Genomic DNA, 24,096 nt, shown 5'->3' with positions numbered 1-24,096 from the left:
TTATGATTGAAATAAATGATCTTGTAATGATCGCAGCTTCCAGACCGTTGTGTTTGAATCAAGCTCTACATCATCATGAGTCAGGAATTGTCCTAATTTGATGTCTTTTTTCGCTACGACTTTTCCGCTAATTAAACCAATTGGAATGTGGCCGTTCGTTTTCATGTCTTGATGTGTTTCAAGAACACCTCTTACAGAGTATCCGCCAATCCCGTCAAGTGATTCTCCAGCTTTAATATCTCTTTTTGCCACAGCGACTGTTTCTGATACTGGTACACCAATTGGGTGAATGGATGAATCATGCTGTAAGACCGCTTTTGCGATGGTAACAGGTGTTTCAAGACTCGCTAAGTGGAAAGGACGGTAAAGTGTGTAGTGTGGGCCTTTTCCAACTTTTAAGTAGCGCAGCTCTTCATCTACTGGCTCAAGGTCACTCTTCACGATGACAAATACACCTGGTGCAAGTCCATTTACATATTCAACGACTCCGAAGTTATCGAGCACGCCGCCTTGCTGTTTTTGATTCAATTTATCTGCTACATTTTCTAAATTTGCTTCGACTCCGTGCATACCGACTTTATCTGGCAGAAGCCCTGTCGCGTTACTTAATAAGTTCATTTCCGCCATTGTTTTTGTTCCGTCCTGGAATGCAGCCAGCATATGTGAACTCATATGTTTACTATCTGCTTCTGCTTGACACGTATCTGGATTTGCTTCTGGGAAGAATGGGTTGTTCTTTCCTTTCCCAGCAACGAGTACCTCAAGACCCATTGTTTTCGCAAATTCATATAATTCTAGTGTTGCTGCTGGTTCGTCTCCAGCTGATCCTGAGTAAACAAGTCCTGCATTTGTGAATAACTTATGCATGACCAACCCGATGGTAATATCAACTTCTACATTTAAAAGAACGAGATGTTTTTTTGAATTAAGCGCTTCCAAAGAAATGTTTGCTCCGACCTCTGGGACACCTGTTGCATCTACGACAACTTCTACGGAATCTGATTGAATCACTTCTCTGTAATCATTTGTGACAACCATTTGATGCGGCTTTGCATGCTGCTTGTAAAAATTCGCTGCCTTCTCTGCTGCACTAAGGTGAATATCACAAACACCAGCAACAATCATGCCTGGAATTTTAGAAATTTGTGAAATGAGTCCAAAGCCCATTTGGCCTGCTCCAATAATCCCTACTTTGATTGGATCTCCACTGCGTTCTCGAGCTAACAATTGTTGATAGATTGACATCTAAATCATCCTTTCAGGTTTTCTTGATTCTCAATAGATTGCTAGAAATATAATCTGAAACTTTTAACAAATGTTATAAAAATTAACAAAAATCTGTTTATTGTAACATTTGTTATTTTGTTTATCATTTGTTATGAACTTAGTTTATATGATGTGTCAACTTTGTGTCAAGCTAAAATCGATAAAATTTTCAATCTTTTTGAGTCTAAAGACTCAAAAAAACTACCTAATGATATTAGGTAGTTACTTTAATAAGGCATCTCCAGTTCGTTCATCGGTAATTAATACATGAATTAATCCACCTGCTAATGCCGCCCGAATTGCTTCAATTTTTTCTTCGCCACCAGCGACACCTATGACAAGTGGAATTTCTTTTAGCTTTTGGGGGCTTATGCCCATCACCCGGTCGTTCCATGGGTGGGGATATACTTCCCCTTGATGATCAATAAAGTTATAGCAAATGTCACCTGCTACATCCTTTGCTTGAAGGATGTCCTCTTCACCGCTTGTCATATAAGATTTCACCATCGTTGAATGCTGCGGAACACCACCAATTCCGACAACCGCGATATTTGATGATTCTCCTAGTTCAATCACTTTTTTGATTGACGGCTGCCGGATCAGGACATCTTTCGCTTCTTTCGTATCAAGCATGACAGGTACATGTAAAAACTCACATTTAGATTTGAGTGCCTCTGTGCATCTCGCAATAATATAGTTGGCGTGGATATCGACATCTTCATTTCCCACACCTCCGACAAGCGGAACAAATGTCGCGGATGGATAGTGCTGAACAGAGGTAAGCGCTTTTGCCATTTCATGCAGCGTTGTCCCTGAGGAAAACCCAATAACTTGTCCATCCTTCATCACTTTTAATAAAAAGCTTGCCGCCGCGGCACCGATTCGGCTTTTGGTTGTGTCTTTGCTGAGTGTTTCCACACAGACGACTTCTCGCAGCCCATATTTGCGTTCTATTTTTCTTTCTAACGATCCATACTGTTGGTTGACTTCATCATGAATAATGATTTCCACGATTCCTGCTTCACGTGCTTTTGCCAAATATTTCGATATGAGCGAACGGCTAACCCCAACCGCTTCTGCGATGTTAGATTGAGTGGCGCCTTCTTCATAATACATATGCGCAACCTTAATGAGCAGCCTTCTTTCATCATGGAATGTCATAATAACCCTTCTTTCCGCTTAAGTGTTCCCTAACAAATGCTATCTAAAATAACATTTGTTAAAAACAGATTAAATGAAAAAAATAACAGAGTCAATACTAGAGGCGTGTTCTCTCACAAGAATGAAAAAAGCCGCACATGAAGCGGCGGCTTTAAAAGATGTTTTTATTCATTTGTTTAATGGCTGCTTTTTCAAGCCTAGAGACTTGTGCTTGAGAAATCCCGATCTCTTCGGCAACTTCCATTTGCGTTTTGCCCTGGAAGAAGCGTTTGCGAAGAATCATTTTTTCCCTGTCGTTCAACCTACGCATGCCCTCTTTTAAGGCCAATTCTTCCACCCATTGTGTGTCTTTGTTCCGTTCATCACTAATTTGATCCATCACATAAATCGGATCTCCTCCGTCATTATAGATCGGTTCAAACAAAGATACAGGATCTTGAATCGCATCTAGGGCAAAGACAATTTCCTCATGAGGCACTTCCAGCACTTTGGCAATGTCTTCTGCTGTTGGCTCCTTGCTTGTCTCACTAATCAGCCTCTCACGGACCTGAAGTGCCTTATAGGCAATATCTCTTAGCGAGCGAGACACCCGAATCGGGTTGTTATCACGCAAGTATCGACGGATTTCTCCTATGATCATAGGAACCGCATAAGTTGAAAATCTGACATTGTGACTTAAATCAAAATTATCAATTGATTTCATTAATCCGATACAGCCTACTTGGAAGAGATCGTCGACATATTCGCCTCTGTTGTTAAAACGCTGAATCACACTTAAAACCAACCGTAAATTGCCATTGACTAGCTTTTCTCTTGCTGTATCATCACCCTCATCTTGCAGCTGTCTGAACAATTTTCTCATCTCGTCGTTTTTCAGAACAGGCAACTTGGAGGTGTCGACTCCGCAGATTTCCACTTTATTTCTGGACACTTTTTTCCCTCCCTACAGGAGCTGTTGTACAAAGTTCAGTATCTCCTTGGGATGGAAAAATATGCACGAGCGATGACGAGAATCATGAAAAAAAAGGTTGTTTCCTTTGACAGTGCAGGGACAGAGCTTTTTTAAAAAAATTTTTAGACCATTTTATTAAATTCTTTTTGTAATCGTTTAATAATTCTTTTTTCAAGCCTCGAAATATAAGACTGTGAAATCCCAAGCATGTCAGCGACATCTTTTTGGGTTTTTTCCTCACCACCAATTAAGCCAAATCTTAGTTCCATGATCTGCTTTTCGCGGTCATTTAATTGCTCGAGCGCTTTTTTCAGCAATTTTTTATCTACATTTGCTTCAATATCGCGTGTGATAATATCATCATCTGTTCCAAGTACGTCTGATAAAAGCAGTTCATTTCCGTCCCAATCAATGTTGAGCGGCTCATCAAACGAAACTTCTGACCGGATTTTATTATTTCGACGTAAGTACATCAAAATCTCATTTTCAATACATCTCGAAGCATATGTTGCAAGCTTGATCTTTTTTTCTGGGTTAAATGTATTGACTGCTTTGATCAGACCAATGGTTCCGATACTGATTAAATCCTCAATATTAATACCTGTGTTTTCAAATTTTCTTGCGATGTAAACGACTAAACGCAAATTTCTTTCAATCAGAATCGCTCTTGCGGTTTGATCACCCTTTGGTAATTTGACAAGCAGCTCCTGCTCTTCATCCTTTGATAATGGAGGCGGGAGCGCTTCACTTCCACCAATATAATAAATTTCATCACTCTTTAGACCTAGCTTCATGAGGAGTTTATACCAGTAGTAAGTGAGTTTAAATTTTAATTTTTTCATCTTCTTCTCCCTTCTAAATGTCAAGTTGACCTCGTAAGATAAAAGACATCACCAAAAACTACGACACCCCCTGGATGATTTTCCCGTCTAACATATCTGGATGAATGATGGATTGAAATTCCTGATCTGCCGATAAACCGCTGAGACTCAACCCAACAAAACACTTAGCTGGCTGAATCATATGCGTCTTTGAATAAATGAAGACTGTATCTGGTTTTAGGCATAGTAGAAAGCCGTGATCATGACCGACCGCTCGATATGGAACAAGTCTTAATCGATCAAGAAGAGGAAATTGATCATCGATCTTTTGCATGACTTCAACAGGATGAGACTGTTTCATGAGCTCTATAAATGGCTCTCCGCAAATGGCCGTTAGCTGGTCGGCCTGGACGATCATGACAGGTGTTTTTGTCATAGGATCATACAGCTGGTTGCCAGAATCGACGAGTCCCTTTAAACGGATGGTCTCTCCATGAATGTGTATTTCCACAAGCACTTGTTCATCAACCTGTCTTTTTTTCGTACCCACCTCGCCTAATCTTTTCTTTGAAAACAGCCAAATCGCAGGAAACCCAGTTAAAACAAAAAGCCAACTAATCGGATCACCAAAGCCATCATTTTGTGAAATCAGCAGGCCATCTTGAATCACTGTATTGGTTTGCAAAAATGAATGAACCCCAATCATGCCTCCTCCCATCAAAAATGTTACAAAGTAAAAAGCAAACAGATTTTGAAAAAAGGAACGAAATCTTTGAAAACCAAAGGTTGCAAGAACGATGAAAACAGAAAAAAGTAGTTTGCCTAAAGGGTGTGACACAACCATTGCAAATGGTGTAAAGAGCAAGAGAACAATGCTCGATCCAATGAGAGCTCCTAACATATATCGCCTTTTTTTTACTTGTCGTTTGAGAATAAATGCAGTGAGTAAGAGAAGCAATAGATCAAAACAAAAGTTTAACAGCCAAATCACATCTAAATAAATGACCACCTTCTGCTCCTTTCATCTGAAACAAAGAATCAAAAGCAGTACTTGCACTTGTTTGTACCAGTATAAAACAGTCATGAGATGGAAGTCTGTCAATTCTTGTTGGGGATGATAGAGAACTTTTGGTGGATTGTTATTGTTTTTGTCGAGGAATGAGAGAGAGTATTCTTCTGGACAAGCCTTCAAACAATTGTTGAAAGAAAAAAGACACGCTCCAAGAAGTCGTGTCTTTAGTTTAAGTTACTTTTCATTGATGTTTAATGTGCCTGAAGCTTTTTGTCTTGTGACATTTCCATAATCATCTCGCACAATCACCTCAATGACCGCACCTTTTGCTTTGGCGGTAGAAGTAGCAGTCCAGTAACCTTCATACGTTCCGCTCGATACTTCGCGAAGCGGCAGCTCTGTAGTATTTTGAAGCTTTGATCTCGCATTTGTCAGCGGCATGTGAATGACAAACGTTGCGTCTAGCTTTTCTCTGCTGTGAAATGAAATTTTAACAGACTCCCCTGATGCCAGATGGACATTCTCTGCTGGAGTCAGCTTAGAAATCTCAGGTGCCTCGTATTGGACATCGATATTGATTTTTTTAGTTGTTTTGTTTCCTGCTGCATCTTTCGCTGTGACTTTGATCATATTTTTCCCGTTCTCAAGCAGTATTCTTACGGAATACTTCCCTTCTTTTATGGTTGCCTTTTTTCCATTTACGGTGACTTGATCAAGATGATCATCTGTGACCTTTCCTTCTACAGTGAGCGATTCTTTATTCGTCTTTTCCCCTTTTTTCGGTGTATCGATAGTGAGCGCTGGCGCTGTTTGATCAATGATTACCTTTACTGGTGTAGATCGTTTTGTTGCACCTTTATCCGTAACAGTTGCAGCCGTGAATACATGCTCTCCACTTGAAACTGTGACCTTTTCTTTGAAGGCGCCTGACTGATCTGCTTTCACTTTGGCAATCTCTTCGTCGTTTTGATAGATCGCTACATCAAGCCCAGGAGAGGCTTTGCCTTCAATCTCCAGTTCATCTTTGTTCGTAATGACGCCTGCCTTTGGAGATATAATCTCTGGCACATCTGCTTCATAGTCAACAAGCGCACGAATCATATAATTTCCCTCTTCTTTTGGAGAAGGAGAAAATGCACCGCTTGTCAGCTGCCAGCTTCTTTCAGCATTTGGTCCATCTTCATCAGTTGCAAGCCCTGGAGATTCCGTATTCTTTTTCGTTTGAATATAGACAAGATAGAAATCTCCATCCACCGTAATGGCTTGATCTTCTAAATCTACTTTTGTCCATTCCCCATTACGCAGCGCTTTTGCTTTTAGAGGTCCTGCCATTTTCTCCCCTGGAGCTCCGTTCTTCCCAGAAGCGTCATACACTTCAACTGCAAATTCATTCCCTCCAGGAGCTGGCCACTCTGATGACCAGAAACGGAAAAGCCCTCCTGTGAGTTGCGCTTGTTTCTTCCCCTTTTCTAATGAAAACTTCACAGCCCAGCCATTGCCAGGATCATAGAAGGCTCTAGCATTTTCAGCTGTTCCATCATCGTAGCCAATTTCCCCAGCAAAGCCGATGAATGGCTCTAGCTGAATGTTTTTTCCAACTGGCTTTTCTGTCACATCTGCTGTAAAAGAATATCCTTTAAATCCTTTGGCAAATACTTTGACGGTATAGACACCGCTCAATGCCTCAAGAGAAAATTCGCCAGATTCATTTGTTTTCACCGGCTTAATTTTCGCATCCTCTACAAGATAAACCGTGGCATCCTTTATCTTTTCACCCGTTGTTTCGTTGGCAATTGTGCCAGATATCGTTCGTTTCTTTAGTGGCTGTAAGGCGAAATTCGCCTCTGCCGTTTTATTTGAAGAAATATGGACGGTTTGTGTGCGTGATTCAAATCCGTAAGCTTCCGCTTTCACTGTGAATTTTCCTGCACTGTGAGGAAGCTGATATCTCCCTGTCGCTTCATCTGTGTACGTTGACTTGCCGCTTTCAAGAACACTAATTTCCGCTTTCATTGGAAGAGCTTTGATGGACGGACCAGCTAGATTTTTTTCCTTTTTCAATTCTTTTATGTTCGCAGGCTTCTTATGTGGGTGTACCGCCTTATCTTTTTGAGTCAAGGCTTGATCTGTTATTTTCATATCATCTAAATGAACATCTTCGTTTGTCACCTGTCCTTCAATCATGCCAATTCCATCTGTTAATGCCGTAATCGCCTCTCTTGCATCAACTAAACCTGCCCCATAGCCATTGTTTGGGGATTCCGGGAATTGCTGATCAGTTAACGGCTTCGCTGTATCAATCAGAATTTGTTCAATCTCTTCAACAGAAAGATCTGACTGTGCTTGGCGAAGAAGAGCCACAACAGCTGAAACATGCGGACCAGCCATCGACGTCCCATTCCAGCCATCCTCATACCCTTTCCCAGGAATGGATGAACGAATGTTTACCCCTGGGGCGGCAATGTCTGGTTTCATGCCACCATATGGAGACGGACCTTGCAGCGAGAAAGACCCCAATTTGTTATCTTGATCCGTAGCACCCGTTGCAAAGACCTCTTGATAGTTCGCAGGATTCGCAATAGATCCTTCACCACCAGGGTTGAATAAATCGGTATTGCCAGCTGAAAACTCTGGGAAGATGTCCGCCGCTCTCCAAGTATTGACGACATCTTTATACCAATCATCTAGGCCAGGTCCACCTCCCCAAGAATTATTGACAACATCTGGTGCCTTTTCTGGATGCGGGTTGCCGGCCTCATCTTTTGGTGCTAAAATCCACTCACCTGCGTCAAGCAGATCAGCATCTGTCCCACCATCTTCTGAGAAAGCTTTCACCGCAATCCATTTTGCGCCCGGTGCGACTCCGATTTGATTCTTTCCATCTGGCTCAGAGCCAACCATCGTTCCCGTTACATGTGTACCATGCTCTAAATCATCATATGGCGCTTCAGATCCTGTCGTAGCATCGTACCAATTGAATTCATGAGTTGGTTCATTCGGATGTGCTGGATCAAATCCGCGGTATTTTTCCTTTAAAGCAGGATGATCCCATTCCACTCCTGTATCAATACTTGCCACAACTGTACCAGTACCGTCATAACCTAAAGCCCACGCTTCTGGAGCATGAACTTGAGAAATGTTCCACTCGACTCCACCTACTGCTTTCATTTGTTTTTTCTGCTTCGTCTTCAAATCAACCGGCCGGTGAATTTGACGGGTTTCATTTGGCAACACTTGATCTACTTCTGGGAAGGCAGCCACCTTTTCCATGACTTCTTTCGTTCCCGTCACCGCTAAACCATTCACAATATAGTACGAATGAATCTCCTTCACTTGCTTTTTCTTTTGTTCCTTTTGTAAATACGTAAGGAGCGCTTCCTGCGTCTTTTCAGACGTTGCTCTTAATTCGGATACGACAGCTGATCTTTTTGTGTATTGCGTTTTAGCCGCTGTTAATTTCTGTTTTTTGGCTTTGATCACCGCTTCCTTCGCCACATTTTGCGTATTTGTTTGCTCTTTCATTTTGATTAAAAAAGTCACCTGATCATCCTGCTGAAACTGCTTCATTAATCTAGATGAGATCTTTGCTTTTGTAGTCTTAGAGGAGACAGCTTCCTCCTGATATGAGGTAGAAGTCGATGTTGCTTGAACCGTCCCAAAGCTTGTCATCGTTAAAGTACCAATCACCAAAAGACTCATCAAACGATAGCCTGCGGTCTTGCGAAACTTCAATTTCAATCAAATCCCTCCTCCTCAAATGTCCAAACAGAGTATAGGTCCCACTCCTTTCCTTCTGTTGTTCATGACAAGATTCATGGTGTTCTATTTAATGTAGTCAAATAAAGTTCATCATTTTGTCGTTTTTTGTAAGAGGGAGTAAAAATGATTCTTTTTTCTTAAACACCATAAGTCAAATTACATATGGAAATTGAAGTAGCTTTCACGTATTTATGACTTTTTGATTAGAAACCCTTATAAGTTGAGACATAAAAAAACCCCTTCCAATGGAAGGGGTTAAGCTATACTCGATTAGCGTTTATTGCGGTTGCGTAAGAACGTTGGAATGTCTAGCGTATCATCACTTGATTGTGTATTTTGTCTTGGCTGAGATGATGGCTGTTGATGTTCCTCACGTTTTACTTCACGTTTTTGAGGAATGGATTGATTTTGCTTTAATCCTTGTCCTAATGGGTTTCTTTGTGATTTTGTCACTTCTGGTTCTTGCTCAATAAATCCAGTAGCGATCACAGTCACCACAATTTCATCCTTCAAGTTATCATTGATGACAGACCCGAAAATCATGTTTACATCTTCGTCAGATGCAGAAGCCACAATATCCGCCGCTTCTTGCACTTCATAAAGACTTAGGTTCGTTCCACCCGTAATGTTCATGATGACACCTTGAGCACCATCGATTGCTGTTTCTAGAAGTGGTGAGGAAATGGCTTTCTTCGCGGCTTCCGCAGCACGGTTTTCACCTGTTGCGACACCAATACCCATAAGAGCTGAACCTTTATTGGACATGATGGTTTTCACGTCAGCAAAGTCAAGGTTAATCAGACCTGGTGTTGCAATTAAATCTGAAATCCCTTGAACACCTTGTCTAAGCACGTTATCTGCCGCGCGGAATGCTTCCAGCATTGGCGTGTTTTTATCAACAATTTCAAGCAAGCGATCGTTTGGAATCACGATTAATGTGTCAACGGCTTCTTTCATAGAAGCAATTCCTTCAACTGCTTGAAGCTGACGCTTTCTTCCTTCAAATGTGAAAGGACGAGTCACAACTCCAACTGTCAATGCACCAGAATCTTTTGCGATTTTTGCAATGACAGGTGCAGCACCCGTACCAGTTCCACCGCCCATACCAGCTGTAACGAAGACCATGTCTGCGCCTTTTAATACTTCTTCAATCTGCTCTTTGCTTTCCTCAGCAGCTTTTTTACCGACTTCAGGATTCGCACCTGCTCCAAGCCCTCTTGTCAGCTTAGCACCGATTTGCATTTTAGTTTCTGCTTTTGATAGATTTAACGCCTGTGCATCAGTATTGACTGCAATAAAATCGACACCTTGTACGTCATTTTCAATCATTCGGTTGACAGCGTTATTCCCGCCGCCACCTACTCCGATTACTTTAATTGATGCTAGGCCGTCTATATTTGTTTCAAACTCCAACATGCTGAATCCTCCTAATCCGTCGAAAATCTAATTCTATTCCCAGAACATATTAAATAGTTTTTTCATTTTGCCCGGTTTTTTATTTGTCTCTTGTTGTGCTTGTTGTGCTTTTTGTTTTACTTTCGGTCTTGGCTGCGCTTCTTTCACTTGTGGTGCAGAAGAAACCGGCTCCATGGATGCGCCTACTTCATGAAACGCCTCATCTGGCATTTGGAATCCAACTTGTCTGCCCTGAATCTTTGCATTGCGATAAGCAAAATGGATCAGACCCACTCCTGTCATATATTGAGGCTCTCTCACCCCGATATAATTCGGACTTGCAATCCTGACATTGTTTTGCAAGACTGTTTGTGCAAGAGAAAGGATACCTGGAATGGCTGCCTGTCCACCTGTTAGAACGAATCCACCAGGCAAATCATGGACACCCATATTTCTTAATTCCTCTGCCACAAAGAGCAGGATTTCTTCCAGCCGCGCTTCAATAATGTTAGCCGCATCAATTTGTGTATACGTTTGTTTTTGATCGGTACCGATCACAGAAACTTCAAATGTCTCCTCAGTCGATGCCTCATCATAAAACGCATGCCCAAATTGTTTTTTGATTCGTTCAGCTTCTTCAGTGGAAGTTCTAAGTCCTATAGACAAATCTTTTGTTATGTTCTCTCCGCCCAAAGGGATACTGTGAGTAGAATAGAGATGCCCGTTTTCAAATACGGAAATCGTTGTAGATCCGCCGCCAATATCGACAAGAGCTACCCCAAGATTTTTTTCATCTTTCGATAATGCTGCCGAGCCCGATGCGAGTGGCTGCAAGCATATATCCAGTATTTCAATTCCAGCTCTTTCTACACATCGGAGCCAGTTATGTAGAATCGTTTTAGAACCTGTAATTAACGATCCTTCCACCTCTAGCCGAACACCAAGCATTTTTTTCGGATCTGTGATCTCATCTCTTCCGTCGACGATAAATTGTCTCGGAATCACGTCTACGACGAGATGTTCTTGAGGAATAGATACTACTTGTGCAGCATCTAAGACACGTCTCACATCTTCAGCATGTATTTCTTTGTTTTCACTAGATACTGCGACTACGCCGCTCGTATTCTGAATATGAATGTGGTTTCCGTTAATTCCGACAATCGCCTTTTGTAAAGGAAAACCTACCATTCTCTCAGCCTGTTCAAATGCTTGTCTAATAGAATGAACTGTCTCATCTATATCAACAATCGACCCTTTTTTTAACCCCTCTGAAGGGACATTTCCAACACCTATAATGTTAAGCGAATCATCCGCCATTTCTCCGACGATGACTTTTATATTGGATGTACCGATGTCAAGGCTGACGTAAATTTCATTGTTGTTCATTCTATGGCACCTCCTCACATATCAATACTTTCTATTCTATTATTTGCTGAACAACAATACAATGAATGTGTTTTTACAAGTGTGTAACAAAACTTAAAAAATCAACATTTTTTATTAGGATTACTGAAAATATTCGTTACATCATATGTATATCCTTTTTTATGACTCACTTTTTTTCTTTTTTTCTCTAGAAATTGTCCATTTTGTTAGGAGAATTCTTCTAATAACTGCTATATTTTGAAACAATCTAACGCCGAATGCAAACATTCCGACTAAGTACAAGTCTACACCAAGATGGACGCCCAGAAAAGCTAAACTTATTGCCAGTATAATATTAAAGAAGAAGCCTGATACAAACACTAGTTCATCGTATGCCCCTTGCAGATGTGCCCGGATTCCACCAATCAATGTATCAAGCGCAGCAAGTACAGCGAGGGAAAGATAATTAGAATACTCATTCGGTATCGTAAAATTAGTTAAGAAACCGATCGCAACTCCTATGATTAAGCCAAGTACAGGAAGCCACATTAAGATTTTCCCTCCTTTACATCGTCAAGAGGCTTCAATTCGTTTACTTGAATTGCACCGTCATATGCTTTTAAGTGGATTTTTTTCTTCGGCTGGCTCATACTCAAGCTGAAGTTTTCCTGAGCAAACAAATCACCAATATCTGATACATTTAAACGGCTGTATAATTTGTCAGCCTGCTCACTAATTATTTTAATGGTGACTTCATCACTATCTAGGCTGTAGCCATCCATTTTTGTCGTGCCATTAATATCTCGAATGACACTTGTATTAATGACACGGCGATCATTGATGGAAATATGTTTTGCCCCAAACATATTGGCTTCATTCATTAACTTTTTCAGAAGATCAGGTGGGATATTTTTCACTTCTTCTCCGGTAAGGTCCTTGGAAAAAAGCTGAGATATTTCAATTTCAATCCCCTCCCCTTCCACTTCTGTAAAACCAGCCTTTTCTTTTAAATCCTTTAATGTTTTTGTTAATTGTGCTTCTTTTGATCGGTCTCCTTGATGACCATATTTTTTTAGCATCTCGTCGTATTTATCAATTTCTTTGAGCAAATCCAATTCCTTACTTTTAGATGCAGATAAATCCTCTCTCAGTTCCCACACATCACGAGTATCACGAACTTTGGGCTTTTGTAAGGAATTAAATTGGATGGAGACCATGATGCCAAATATGATCATTAAAGCTGTTAAACTAAGTAAAGGCTTCTTTTTCCTCAACACCACTCACCTTTTCACTTTTAATCTTTGTTTCTTAAAAGAGGGTTCATACGAATATCCGTTTTCTCGATCGTCATTGAAATGTGATCACTTGTCAGCTGATCGACCACTCCCCCTGCAATATTTAAAGCAGGTATTAACACAGCTGGATCACCAATAGCAGATATGACAAATGGTGCTGGATGCTGAACACCATCTACTGTGACAACTGGACCGTTACAATGTATGTATGATTGGTGTGTGATTCTTTGCCCATTAATAGATACAGCAGAAGCCCCTGATATAAATAGTTCGTTTATCACATGAAAAATGTGGCTCTCATGCACAATGTAATTATTAACATTTTGTCCACTCGGGATATAAGATGCATCTTCAAGAGACACTTTTACCCCTTTTCCTTTTACACCGATCTCTCCTGTAAACATTCTATATTTCTCAACATCTTCCAGCACATTAAAATATTGCTCTTTTTCATTTTTCAAATTGGACTCCGTTGCTTGTACCTTTGATTGAAGACTATATAATTCTTTTTCGAGTTTCTGATTCGCCTTTTCTTGCGTTGTGAGCTGACTTTTCAGAGAGTATTCTTTTTTCCATTGCTCTGTTCGAATGACATCTGCCTGATGCTGCTTTGTATATTGGTATGAAAAAGAAATCAGAAAACCAAGAACAAGCATGACAATCGAGAATATAACTGTTTTGCCTCTCAACGCTCATCTTCCTTTTTCTTAGATTTAAACGCTTCGAAATACGTAGCGACTTCCATATGGATTGTGCCTTTTTCAGATGATGAAAGTTCTTTTACAATGGCTGGATAGGTTTTCATTTTATCACCGAATGTTTTAATTGATGCAATCACAGTGTTTCCGTCATTCATATAAAATTTAACTAGCCACTTGTTTGAATTGGTCGGCACATAATATATTTCTGAGATGAGCTCCTGAATAGAGGCTGGTAGTTGATTTAAAGATTTAACAGTTTGCTTCAGCTTCTCCTTATTGTCCCAATCGACAAAAATAGGTCCTGCATGACTCGGTGTCACTTCTTCTGGTAAAGCGGTCCCATTTTCAAGAAGCTCATAATATAGATTTCCTTTTTGAAGATACGCAATATTTGCATATTCTTTGACAGCAATACTCACTTTATTTGGGAAATGCTTTTTGATACTGACACTTTTAATCAATTTATTTTGTTTCATATGATCTGCTGTTAAATCTTTATTTAAATTCCAAAACTCTGTTTCGCCTTCTTTAATTTGTGAAAGTTTAACAAGCTGTTTTGTTGAGACATGCTCGTTACCTGTGATGGTTAAAGAAGAAATTTTGCTGATAGGTGTCTGCAAATAAATAATAATTAAAACCATGATAAAAAACAGTAGTATAAAAGAGATCAGTCTCCGATTCGCTTTTTGCTTCCTTTGTTCTTTAATTTTAGGAATTCGCTCTTCTATATTGACGATCTTTTCATTTTCATGATCAGGCCGCATATATACTCTTCACCTCATTCAAAGCTGCTTGTCCACACCTTTGGGTCATCATTTTGATGAGAAAACAAACGGCATTCTTTCATGCCGTTTGTTTTCCTCAGATGCCATCATTCATAAAAACTAGCTGTTAATTTTCTTCACCGATAATTTCTACTTCTGTATGCATCTCTACGTTGTAGTCTTCTTTAATTTTCTTTTGGATGAACTGAATTAAGTCCAGCACGTCTTGAGCAGTCGCTCCACCAGCGTTGACAATAAAGTTGCCGTGCATATCAGAAATTCTAGCTCCGCCGATTTGGTATCCTTTTAAATTCGCTTTTTCTACAAGCTGTCCTGCATATTCAGGCAGCGGATTTCGAAAAATACTGCCAGCACATGGCCGGTTATAAGGCTGAGTTTCTTTACGATAATCTTTATTTTGCTGCATCTTCTTTGTGATTTTTTCGCGGTCATCCTGCTTGAGCTTAAACACAGCTTCTAAAACAATGCCAGGTCGTTCCTTTTGTAGGACTGACGTTCGATAGCTAAAATTCATTTGTTCATTTGTGAGCCACTCGATGCTTCCATCTTCAAATAAGATTCTGGCTTTCACAAGAATCTTACTGATATCAGATCCATGTGCACCTGCGTTCATATAAACAGCGCCTCCAATAGATCCCGGAATACCAGCTGCGAATTCCAGTCCTGAAAGCCCCTGTTTACTAAGTGATGTCGCGAGCCTTACGACAGAGTAGCCGCCGCCGACTGTAATTTCTTCATCATTTACAGTTAGGTGATCCAGTCCAGCACCTAACTTTAGGACAACTCCTCGAATTCCCTTATCAAGGACAAGTAAATTAGATCCTCTTCCAATGACCGTCCAATTCGTATGGTGTTTTTTCACATGATCCATGATCGTTTTCACTGCATCGATATCTTTTGGGATGATCAAAAGATCTGCTGGTCCGCCTATTTTCATTGTTGTATGATTTGCAAGCGGCTCATTTTCAAGTACTTTACCAACTTGCGCTTCTAATAATTCATTCTTCAAGTTCTCCATATTACCCTCCGCCTTACCTAATATCATTCCATCATGTAGTTGTAATTTCTTTTAACACATTATATAAACGTGTAGCCGCATCTGGTACTCCGAGTTCTTTCGTTAAACGGCTCATTTGGTTGAGTTTTTCTTCATTACCAGCAATTTCATCAATGGCATGCAGCAAACGATCCCCTGAAAGCTCTGATTCTCTTAAAACAATCGCAGCATCATGTTTTTCAAGTGATCTTGCATTGATTTCCTGATGATTTGCCGTCACGTATGGGCTCGGAATAAAAATGGTTGGGATTCCAAGAGCCGTTACTTCAGCAATTGTTGTAGCTCCTGCTCTTGCAACAATCACATCGATCGATTTCAGGTACTCTGGCATTTGATGCAAGAAAGGTTTGGTGATCATATTAGGTGCTGCACCTTTTTCCTTTAGTTCATTCAACACTTTTTCATAATGAACCTCACCTGTGATATATAAAAGCTGGTAGTTTTTAGCCTTTAAATCATCTTGCATTTCGATCACTGCTCTATTGATAGGAGCAGCACCTCGACTCCCGCCGAAAATAAGAACCGTTTTTTTCTTTTCATCGAGCCCGAATTCTTTAAGAGATTTCCCCTCTTTTATAGAGACGACTTCAGAGGCTCTAGGGTTTCCCGTAAATACAACCTTTTCAGAAGGAAAATGTGCCTTTGCCTCATCAAAGCATATGGCTACCCTATTAACATATCTCGCTAGGAACTTATTTGTAATACCAGGCAGGCTGTTTTGTTCGTGTATAATGGTCGGGATCTTCAGCTTAGAAGCCGCATAAACAACAGGCCCACACACATAACCGCCTGTTCCAATAACCGCATCAGGCTTGAATTCTTTTAAGTAAGATTTGCTTTTTTGAACGCCTTTTAAAAATCTCATCACCGTTTTGACGTTATCAAAGGAAAGCTTTCGTTTAAAACCTGAAATTTCTATTGCCTTGAAAGGGATATTTTCTCTTTCTACAATTTTCTTTTCAAGTCCATTTTCAGTACCGATATATAAAAATTCCACATCAGGATGCAGTCTTTTCACTTCTTTAATAAAGGCTAAGGCCGGATAAATATGTCCGCCTGTTCCGCCTCCACTGATTACTATACGCATTATACCATTTCCCCTCAATTTTTTTCTGCTCTGAACAAAGTATAAACCCTGTTTTAAACAACAGGGCTCCATTAAAACCTGTAAAGAAGAGTCAAAATAAACGTTTTCGAAACAAAAACTGTCATTTTCACTCTTCAAATCATTTTTTTATACTTTTGCAAAATAAACGTCAACATGGTTTCATTAGCTTCAGCACGCTAATATCTTGCGTACCTGCTGACATTCAAAAGTACGCCAATCGCCATCAGCATTAATGTCAATGATGAGCCGCCATAACTAAGGAATGGGAGCGTGATACCTGTCACAGGAATAAGTCCAGTGACAACTGCGATGTTAATCATTACTTGAATGGCAACCATTGAAATAATACCAACTGCTAGGAAACTCCCATATAAGTCTGGGGCTCCAAGTGCTATTCGTATGCCTCTCCATAATAGAACACTAAAGAGGAGTAAAATGAGTGATCCCCCTATAAAGCCAAGCTCTTCAGACAATATCGCAAAGATGAAGTCCGTTTGGGGCTCAGGTAAATAGAAGAATTTTTGTCTACTTTGACCAAGTCCCATTCCGAACAGACCACCTGGACCAACAGCGTATAAGGACTGAATAATTTGAAACCCACTGCCTAGTGGATCTTCCCAAGGATTTAAATAAGATGTAATTCGTTTTATTCGGTAGGGTGCTGATAAGACAAGTGCAGCAAACCCGCTGAGCCCTATAAGACCGAGAAATATAAAGTGAGCAATTCTCGCACCTGAAACAAATATCATAATAATACAGGTTCCAACCATCACCGTTCCTGTTCCCAGATCCGGTTGAAGCATGATGATGGCAAATGCAGAAAATACAATGCCTAAAGCTGGGGCAAAACCTTTTCGAAAGGATGTGATATTTTTTTGCTTTTCAGATAAGAATTTTGCAAGAAACGCAATCATCGCAAGCTTCATAAATTCAGAGGGCTGAATACTAAACGCACCGACACCGATCCAGCTTCTTGATCCATTTCTCTCCATACCGATACCAGGAATAAGTACAAGCAGCAAAAGGAGAAAACAAACAGCAATCAATATCTTTGACCAAGTCCGCCACGTCCAATAATCGACTCGCATAATGAAAAACATTGCGATAACTCCGATTCCGGCAAACAAAAGCTGTCTTTTTGCAAAATAAAACGAATCATCAAATTTATACGATGCCCACACTGCACTAGCGCTGTACACCATAATTAAACCAATCGTCAATAAAAGTAACGTAATGACAACAAGCAAAAAATCCGGAGAAGTTTTCTTATTCGTCAAGAGACCGACACCCCAAGCATAATTTCATTTGGGCTGTCAGTCATATGAGAGACAAGCCCTTATTTAAGCATATGCACGGCGTTTACAAACATGTCTCCACGTTCTTCAAATGTTTTATGTTGATCCCAGCTTGCACAAGCCGGAGATAATAAAATCACGTCTTCTTCTTCAGATATGTTAAACGCCGCAGGTACTGCTTGTTCAACATTATCGACATGTTTTACGTGATGTATTCCAAGCTCTTCACCAAGCTTCACAAACTTAGGTGCAGTCTCACCAAATGTGATAATTCCTTTTACATGTTTCATAAAAGGTTTCAACTCATCAAATTCATTGCCTCGATCAAGTCCACCTGCTAATAAAATAGTCGGTTGTTCGAAGGCTGACAATGCTTTAGTTGTTGCCAGTATATTGGTCGCCTTGCTATCGTTATAAAATTTCCGACTCTGAATTGTATCTACAAATTGCAGACGATGCTTCACCCCACCAAATGTGGTGAGTACGCGTGTGATCGCTTCATTTGAGCAGCCTGCATTTTTTACAACACAAATAGCTGCCAGAATGTTTTCTTGATTATGCTCACCAGGAAGGACAACATCCTTTACATCAATGATATGTTCATTCATGTAGTAAATTGCACCATGTTGAATAAACGCACCATGTTCTACTGGCTCTTTCACTGAGAAAAACACTTTTTTTGCTTTTGAACCTTCTGCTAGTTTTACAACGGAAGGATCATCTAGGTTAATTACAGCGATGTCATCTTCTTGTTGATGTGCGAATACTTTCTGCTTTGCTTTTTCATATTCATCACGAGTGTGGTGATAATCTAAATGTGCATCAAAAATATTTAATATTAAGCTGATTTTAGGTCTAAATTCAACTGTTCCCATTAACTGAAAAGAAGAGAGTTCTGTTACGATCCACTCATCGCCAGCTGCATTTGCAGCGACTTCACTGGCAACTGTTCCAATATTACCCGCCACTAATGTTTTTTGGCTGTCTTGTTTCAGCATTTCATAAATCAATGTCGTGGTAGTGGTTTTTCCATTCGATCCAGTAATCCCAATAAAAGGAGATGAGGTTAAATGATACGCTAATTCTATTTCCGTCCAAACTGGAATTTGGCGGCGAAGCGCTTCTTGAACCATCACATTTTCATATGGAATGCCTGGATTTTTAATTAAAATTGTAATGTCTTTATCTTCGAATATACGAAGAGGATGACTGCCACAAATGACATCAATCCCCTTTTCAGAAAGTAGCTGAGCAGGTTCATTTTCTTCAAACTGTTTTTGATCATTTACCGTCACATTTACTCCATGTTCATGAAGAATTGAAGCTGCCGCATATCCGCTTTTAGCAAGACCTAATACTAGTACATGTTCGTTTTTTAACATTTGCATCTTATTCAATTATAACCACACCTCGATGTAAATTCCTAAAACAGCAAGTAATAAACCAGCTGTCCAGAAGGTGACAACTACTCTCCACTCTGACCAGCCAACTAACTCATAGTGGTGATGAAGCGGACTCATCTTAAAGATTCTTTTGCCGGTTGTTTTAAAGGAGATGACTTGAAGAATAACGGATAACGTCTCAACAACAAATACTCCACCAATAATGACAAGTAAAATTTCAAGCTTCGTTAAAATCGCAATTGCTACAATGGCTCCGCCTAATGCTAGAGAACCTGTATCACCCATAAATACTTTTGCAGGATGTGCGTTAAACACAAGGAAGCCAAGAACGGCTCCTGCAACAGCTACTGAAAAGATCGCTACATCATACTGGGATTGATTCCAAGCCAGTATAGCAAATGCTCCGAAAGCAATAGCAGCGGTTCCAGATAAGAGGCCATCCAGTCCATCTGTTAAGTTTACGGCATTAGAACCTCCGACAAGCATGAAAACAACAAGGATAAAGTAAGCCCATCCTAAATCAAAGCTGACGTCTGTTCCTGGAATGCGAATCGTCGTTGCAAACTGATAATAATGGAAAACTGCATAAAAGATCACAGCGATCACAATTTGACCGATTAATTTCTGTTTCGATGTTAATCCAAGATTTCGTTTCATCGCTACTTTAATATAATCATCTAAAAATCCTAATAGGCCGTAACCAAGTGTGACAAATAACAGTAAAAACATTTCTGGACTAATCTCAGAAAATTTGTTGATCATCACAATTGTTGTAATAGTGATAGAAAAGATAATCATGATGCCGCCCATTGTCGGCGTCCCAGATTTCTTTTGGTGGGACTGCGGGCCCTCTTCTCTAATACTTTGACCAAATTTTAGTCTTCTTAAAAACGGTATAAAAATCGGGGATAAAAGAACACTGATTAAAAATCCCATTATGATTGTAAACAATATCACCTGTTCAAGCATCGTTCTTTACTCCTTCCGAATTTCCAAAGCCGTTTTCCATCAGAAAATTGCATTCATTATTATGGTATTCATTCGCGTTCTTCGTATGTTGTTTTTGTACAAAATGCTTCATTTCATTACACTCTTTTCATCATTTTAAGATTTGTTTAGATCTAAAATAGCGTCAATAGCAACCTTTGCATCATCAAAGTCATAGACTTGATCGTCAATAATTTGATAGGTCTCATGGCCTTTACCGGCTATTAAGACTGTATCGCCTTTTTTCGCATTGGCAATGGCAAAGAAGATCGCTTGTTTTCGATTCACAAAGCTATGATAATATGCGTCTGGTACCCCGTTTTCCATATCTTTTAAAATGGCTGAAGGATCTTCGCTTCTTGGGTTGTCTGATGTAAATACAGGTTCATCTGCATATTTCACAGCGATTTGAGCCATTTGAGGACGCTTTGTTTTATCACGGTCGCCGCCGCAGCCAATCACGCAGAAAATTTTGCCCTCTGTTAATTCTTTACATGTTGTGAGGACATTTTCTAAACTATCAGGTGTATGTGCGTAATCGACGATGACAGGGAAGTCTTGATCGCAGTTTACAAGTTCAAATCTGCCCTTGACTCCTTCCAGCTCTTCAATCGCACTCACGATCGTCTCAAATGTTAAGCCAGATACGATCCCAACTGATACAGCTGCGAGGATATTATACACATTGAACTTTCCGACGAGGGCAACCGTCACTTTCTTGGTGCCGATTGGAGTGACCAAATCAAATTGAGTTCCCTTCGGCATGATTTGAATATTTTTTGCCATGACATCTGCTTTTCGCTCTAGGGCATATGTCATGACTTCAGCAGCTGTAACTTTTTCAAAATAACTCGAAGCCTCATCATCTGCATTTAAAATCGCATGCTTCGGTTTATTGTGATGAAAGGCACTTCCGAGCTGAGAAAACAGCAAGCTTTTCGCATGTTTATATTCTTCCATTGTGTTGTGGTAGTCAAGATGGTCCTGCGTAAGATTTGTGAAAACAGCAATATCATAATCACATCCATGCACCCTGCCAAGATGGAGGGCATGTGATGATACTTCCATGATGGCTGTGTCTACATCTTGATCAAGCATCTGTTTAAACGTTTTTTGAAGTGTGACACTTTCAGGTGTGGTGTTTTTCACGTCGAGAATGTCATCATTCACCTTCATATACATCGTACCGATTAAGCCTGTTTTCTTCTCGGCTTTTCTCATCATTTGTTCGATCATATGTGTTGTTGAGGTTTTTCCGTTTGTGCCTGTGATCCCGATGAGATTCAGCTTATGAGTGGGCTGTTCATAAAACGCATCAGCTATTCTTGCAAGTGCTCTTTGAGAGTGTTTCACAATAATGACTGGTACCTCTGTTATGTTAAGAGGGTGTTCTGCTACAATGGCAGTAGCCCCACTTTTCACCGCTTTTTCAGCATAATCGTGTCCATCTACTGTATAGCCTTTTATACAGACAAAAAGGCTTCCCTTTTTCACCTCTCTTGAATCCATTTCAATGGAAGTGATATCAGGATTTTCGTTTATCAATTCGTTGTTTTCACTTTTAAAGTATGTAAGCAGTTCTTGTAATTTCATTTTCATATCAAACCTCTCAAATTCGTTCACGTGCATGTCTTGTGAAAAAAACACACAGTCTATATTTTATCGTAAAAAAAAGGATACATCCAGCGTATTCCTTAAGTTTCTGTTGGAAAAAACACACTTTAGACTCTTTTTTTCAAACTCGCCTTCTCTTTCAACAAAAAGAGGCAGCCAAATGAGTGCGGCTACCCTCTGTTCATTCTTTATTATTCATCGTTTAAGTATAATCTGATCGTGGAGCCTTCTTTGACCTTTGTCCCAGCAGCAGGTGATTGCTTCACTACTTTACTGCCAGTTCCTGAGGCATCGATCTTTAGGTTGATCAAGAGGGATTCAAGATCTGAAACAGATCCTCCTACAAGATTCGGTACTTCAATGGTTTTTGTGTCCAGCCACTGATACTTCTTTTCAATTTGGCCTTTTCTTTTTTTCACACCCATCTCAGGCAGGCTATCCCGCATAATATGACCAACAATTGGTGCGGCAACGGTACCACCAAATTGAATGGTGCCTTTTGGGTTATCCACAGCTACATAGACTACGATACTTGGGTCATCTGCAGGCGCAAATCCGATAAACGACACAATGTGGTTATTCTCCATATACTTTCCGTCCTTTACCTTCTGTGCTGTTCCTGTTTTTCCGCCAACCCGATACCCTTCAACAAATGCATTTCGGCCAGTTCCTTGAGCGACTACACTTTCAAGTGCATACCTGATTTCTTTAGATGTCTCTGCTGAAATCACTTTCTTTTTGGCAATCGGTGATTGCTTTTTCACAACCTCTTTTGTGATTGGATCTATCCATTCTTTTGCAATATAAGGCGTGTAAAGTGTACCGCCATTTACTGCAGCTGCTACTGCAGCTACTTGCTGAATTGGCGTAACAGATACACCTTGACCAAAGGCGGTGGTCGCCTGCTCTACAGGACCTACACGATCAAGCGGGAACAAAATGCCCCGTCCTTCTCCTTGAAGGTCAATTCCGGTTTTTTGGCCAAATCCGAAATTTTTGATATAAGAAAATAATTTTTCTTTACCAAGACGGTCTCCTAGCTCTACAAAGCCGGGGTTACAGGAATTTTGAACTACTTCCAAGAATGACTGTGATCCGTGCCCGCCTTTTTTCCAGCACCTGAGTCTTGCACCATCAACTGCCACAGATCCGCTGTCAAAAAATGAATCGCGTTTTAAATTCACTTTCTTCTCTTCTAATGCTGCTGCAAGTGTAATAATTTTAAATGTCGAACCCGGCTCATATGTGCTCCACACCGGAAGATTTCGGTTAAACACTTTTGAGTCAACTGATTGATAGTCAGCTGGATCAAAATCTGGTCTGCTTGACATTCCTAGCACTTCACCATTTTTCGGATTCATCGCAATCGCAATCATACCATCTGGATTATACTTTGCCTGCGCGTTGTCTAATTCCCGTTCTATGATGGTTTGTACTTTTGCATCGACTGTTAATTTCATATCAAGACCATCTTTAGGCGGTGTATAATCGTCTGCTTCATCTGGCATTTTCTGCCCTTTTGCATCAGAATAAAACTTCACAGACCCTTTTTCGCCTTTTAGGTCATCGTCATAGTAGGCTTCAAGTCCAAGTAAGCCTTGATTATCGATTCCAGCAAAGCCGAGTACATGTGAAAGAAAGCTGCCAAACGGATAATGTCTGATGCTGTCTTCTGCTACATACACGCCTTCTAAATCAAGCTCTCTTACTTCTTTTGCTTTTTCATGTGATACCTTTCTGCCCTCAGGAGAAATTCGTTCAATTGATGTTTTTTTCGTGACGTGCTTGTACGCTTTTTCTTCAGACATATTCAGCACAGCTGCCAATTTCTTGCTTGTTTCTGCGGGATCTTTAATTTGCCGAGGGACGACCAAAATAGATGGAGCACTTTTGTTCGTCGCAAGCTCTACCCCATTCCGGTCCAAAATATCTCCTCGTTCTGGTTCGAATGGGAGATTTCGGCTCCATGAATCTTTTGCTAAGCTTGTCAGCTTCTCACCCATAATAAACTGCACATATCCTAATCTAGTATCTATGATGAAAAAAATGATCACCCCAAACAGCAGCACGAAAAGCAATCGTTTTCTCACTGTTACACTCGACACTCGCACGCCCGGTTC

The 24,096-nt window shown here is 40.3% G+C and carries 19 protein-coding genes; all 19 read right to left on the bottom strand.

Going from position 1 to position 24,096, the window contains the following annotated elements:
* The gene (locus CKW02_RS07500) at window positions 1–1,245 is read right to left on the bottom strand and encodes an NAD(P)H-dependent oxidoreductase (protein ID WP_003212501.1); all 1,245 of its coding nucleotides are present in this window, start codon (window positions 1,243–1,245) and stop codon (window positions 1–3) included.
* Window positions 1,246–1,488: 243 nt separating this feature from the next.
* A complete protein-coding gene (locus tag CKW02_RS07495) occupies window positions 1,489–2,427 on the bottom strand; it encodes a sugar-binding transcriptional regulator (RefSeq protein WP_003211684.1) in 939 nt (312 codons plus the stop codon).
* Between the two features lie 151 nt (window positions 2,428–2,578).
* Window positions 2,579–3,358, bottom strand: coding sequence for an RNA polymerase sporulation sigma factor SigG (gene sigG / locus CKW02_RS07490; protein WP_003211879.1), 780 nt, complete (start codon window positions 3,356–3,358; stop codon window positions 2,579–2,581).
* Window positions 3,359–3,501: 143 nt separating this feature from the next.
* A complete protein-coding gene (sigE, locus tag CKW02_RS07485) occupies window positions 3,502–4,221 on the bottom strand; it encodes an RNA polymerase sporulation sigma factor SigE (RefSeq protein ID WP_003211142.1) in 720 nt (239 codons plus the stop codon).
* 58 nt (window positions 4,222–4,279) lie between these two features.
* Entirely contained in the window at window positions 4,280–5,209 is a 930-nt protein-coding gene (spoIIGA, locus tag CKW02_RS07480; protein ID WP_003211533.1) for a sigma-E processing peptidase SpoIIGA, read from the bottom strand.
* A gap of 237 nt (window positions 5,210–5,446) precedes the next feature.
* The gene (locus CKW02_RS07475; protein WP_095117793.1) at window positions 5,447–8,950 is read right to left on the bottom strand and encodes a S8 family peptidase; all 3,504 of its coding nucleotides are present in this window, start codon (window positions 8,948–8,950) and stop codon (window positions 5,447–5,449) included.
* Window positions 8,951–9,241: 291 nt separating this feature from the next.
* Window positions 9,242–10,387, bottom strand: a complete 1,146-nt coding sequence (gene ftsZ, locus CKW02_RS07470) for a cell division protein FtsZ (RefSeq protein WP_003211613.1) — start codon at window positions 10,385–10,387, stop codon at window positions 9,242–9,244.
* A 33-nt stretch (window positions 10,388–10,420) separates the two neighbouring features.
* Window positions 10,421–11,752: a cell division protein FtsA gene (gene ftsA / locus CKW02_RS07465; RefSeq protein WP_003210781.1), complete on the bottom strand. Its 1,332-nt coding sequence runs from the start codon at window positions 11,750–11,752 to the stop codon at window positions 10,421–10,423.
* A 159-nt stretch (window positions 11,753–11,911) separates the two neighbouring features.
* Window positions 11,912–12,280: a small basic family protein gene (locus CKW02_RS07460; RefSeq protein ID WP_003210988.1), complete on the bottom strand. Its 369-nt coding sequence runs from the start codon at window positions 12,278–12,280 to the stop codon at window positions 11,912–11,914.
* On the bottom strand, window positions 12,280–13,005 hold the full coding sequence (locus CKW02_RS07455) for a DUF881 domain-containing protein (RefSeq protein ID WP_003211224.1): 726 nt from the start codon (window positions 13,003–13,005) through the stop codon (window positions 12,280–12,282). The genes CKW02_RS07460 and CKW02_RS07455 overlap by 1 nt, the downstream gene beginning before the upstream one ends.
* A gap of 20 nt (window positions 13,006–13,025) precedes the next feature.
* Window positions 13,026–13,715, bottom strand: a complete 690-nt coding sequence (locus CKW02_RS07450; RefSeq protein WP_003211621.1) for a DUF881 domain-containing protein — start codon at window positions 13,713–13,715, stop codon at window positions 13,026–13,028.
* Window positions 13,712–14,491 (bottom strand): cell division protein FtsQ/DivIB, encoded by a 780-nt coding sequence (locus CKW02_RS07445; protein WP_003211861.1) that lies wholly within the window; start codon window positions 14,489–14,491, stop codon window positions 13,712–13,714. Before CKW02_RS07445 ends, CKW02_RS07450 begins: the two co-directional genes overlap by 4 nt.
* A 127-nt stretch (window positions 14,492–14,618) precedes the next feature.
* Window positions 14,619–15,530 carry a UDP-N-acetylmuramate dehydrogenase gene (murB, locus tag CKW02_RS07440; protein ID WP_003212095.1) on the bottom strand — a complete coding sequence of 304 codons (912 nt, stop codon included), beginning with the start codon at window positions 15,528–15,530 and terminating at the stop codon, window positions 14,619–14,621.
* 31 nt (window positions 15,531–15,561) lie between these two features.
* Complete coding sequence (murG, locus tag CKW02_RS07435; protein WP_003212323.1) at window positions 15,562–16,656, bottom strand: undecaprenyldiphospho-muramoylpentapeptide beta-N-acetylglucosaminyltransferase; 1,095 nt, start codon at window positions 16,654–16,656, stop codon at window positions 15,562–15,564.
* A 197-nt stretch (window positions 16,657–16,853) separates the two neighbouring features.
* Window positions 16,854–17,954 (bottom strand): stage V sporulation protein E, encoded by a 1,101-nt coding sequence (gene spoVE, locus CKW02_RS07430; protein WP_003212197.1) that lies wholly within the window; start codon window positions 17,952–17,954, stop codon window positions 16,854–16,856.
* A gap of 59 nt (window positions 17,955–18,013) precedes the next feature.
* Window positions 18,014–19,360: a UDP-N-acetylmuramoyl-L-alanine--D-glutamate ligase gene (murD, locus tag CKW02_RS07425; protein ID WP_372706113.1), complete on the bottom strand. Its 1,347-nt coding sequence runs from the start codon at window positions 19,358–19,360 to the stop codon at window positions 18,014–18,016.
* A 9-nt stretch (window positions 19,361–19,369) separates the two neighbouring features.
* Window positions 19,370–20,344 (bottom strand): phospho-N-acetylmuramoyl-pentapeptide-transferase, encoded by a 975-nt coding sequence (mraY, locus tag CKW02_RS07420; RefSeq protein WP_003211854.1) that lies wholly within the window; start codon window positions 20,342–20,344, stop codon window positions 19,370–19,372.
* 135 nt (window positions 20,345–20,479) lie between these two features.
* Entirely contained in the window at window positions 20,480–21,955 is a 1,476-nt protein-coding gene (locus CKW02_RS07415) for a UDP-N-acetylmuramoyl-L-alanyl-D-glutamate--2,6-diaminopimelate ligase (protein WP_034620041.1), read from the bottom strand.
* Between the two features lie 212 nt (window positions 21,956–22,167).
* Window positions 22,168–24,087, bottom strand: a complete 1,920-nt coding sequence (locus tag CKW02_RS07410) for a stage V sporulation protein D (protein WP_034619930.1) — start codon at window positions 24,085–24,087, stop codon at window positions 22,168–22,170.
* Window positions 24,088–24,096 lie beyond the last annotated feature (9 nt).

Origin of the sequence: Bacillus pumilus (assembly GCF_900186955.1) — a bacterium.
GTDB lineage: Bacteria > Bacillota > Bacilli > Bacillales > Bacillaceae > Bacillus > Bacillus pumilus.
This window is presented reverse-complemented; position numbering and strand designations above follow the sequence as displayed.

Excerpts from the sequence above, each read along its gene's own strand:
- ftsA (WP_003210781.1), bottom strand. The coding sequence starts at position 11,752 with ATGAACAACAATGAAATTTACGTCAGCCTTGACATCGGTACATCCAAT.
- mraY (WP_003211854.1), bottom strand. The coding sequence starts at position 20,344 with ATGCTTGAACAGGTGATATTGTTTACAATCATAATGGGATTTTTAATC.
- murB (WP_003212095.1), bottom strand. The coding sequence starts at position 15,530 with ATGGAGAACTTGAAGAATGAATTATTAGAAGCGCAAGTTGGTAAAGTA.
- CKW02_RS07415 (WP_034620041.1), bottom strand. The coding sequence starts at position 21,955 with ATGAAATTACAAGAACTGCTTACATACTTTAAAAGTGAAAACAACGAA.
- murG (WP_003212323.1), bottom strand. The coding sequence starts at position 16,656 with ATGCGTATAGTAATCAGTGGAGGCGGAACAGGCGGACATATTTATCCG.
- murD (WP_372706113.1), bottom strand. The coding sequence starts at position 19,360 with ATGCAAATGTTAAAAAACGAACATGTACTAGTATTAGGTCTTGCTAAA.
- CKW02_RS07500 (WP_003212501.1), bottom strand. The coding sequence starts at position 1,245 with ATGTCAATCTATCAACAATTGTTAGCTCGAGAACGCAGTGGAGATCCA.
- CKW02_RS07445 (WP_003211861.1), bottom strand. The coding sequence starts at position 14,491 with ATGCGGCCTGATCATGAAAATGAAAAGATCGTCAATATAGAAGAGCGA.
- ftsZ (WP_003211613.1), bottom strand. The coding sequence starts at position 10,387 with ATGTTGGAGTTTGAAACAAATATAGACGGCCTAGCATCAATTAAAGTA.
- sigE (WP_003211142.1), bottom strand. The coding sequence starts at position 4,221 with ATGAAAAAATTAAAATTTAAACTCACTTACTACTGGTATAAACTCCTC.
- CKW02_RS07460 (WP_003210988.1), bottom strand. The coding sequence starts at position 12,280 with ATGTGGCTTCCTGTACTTGGCTTAATCATAGGAGTTGCGATCGGTTTC.
- CKW02_RS07495 (WP_003211684.1), bottom strand. The coding sequence starts at position 2,427 with ATGACATTCCATGATGAAAGAAGGCTGCTCATTAAGGTTGCGCATATG.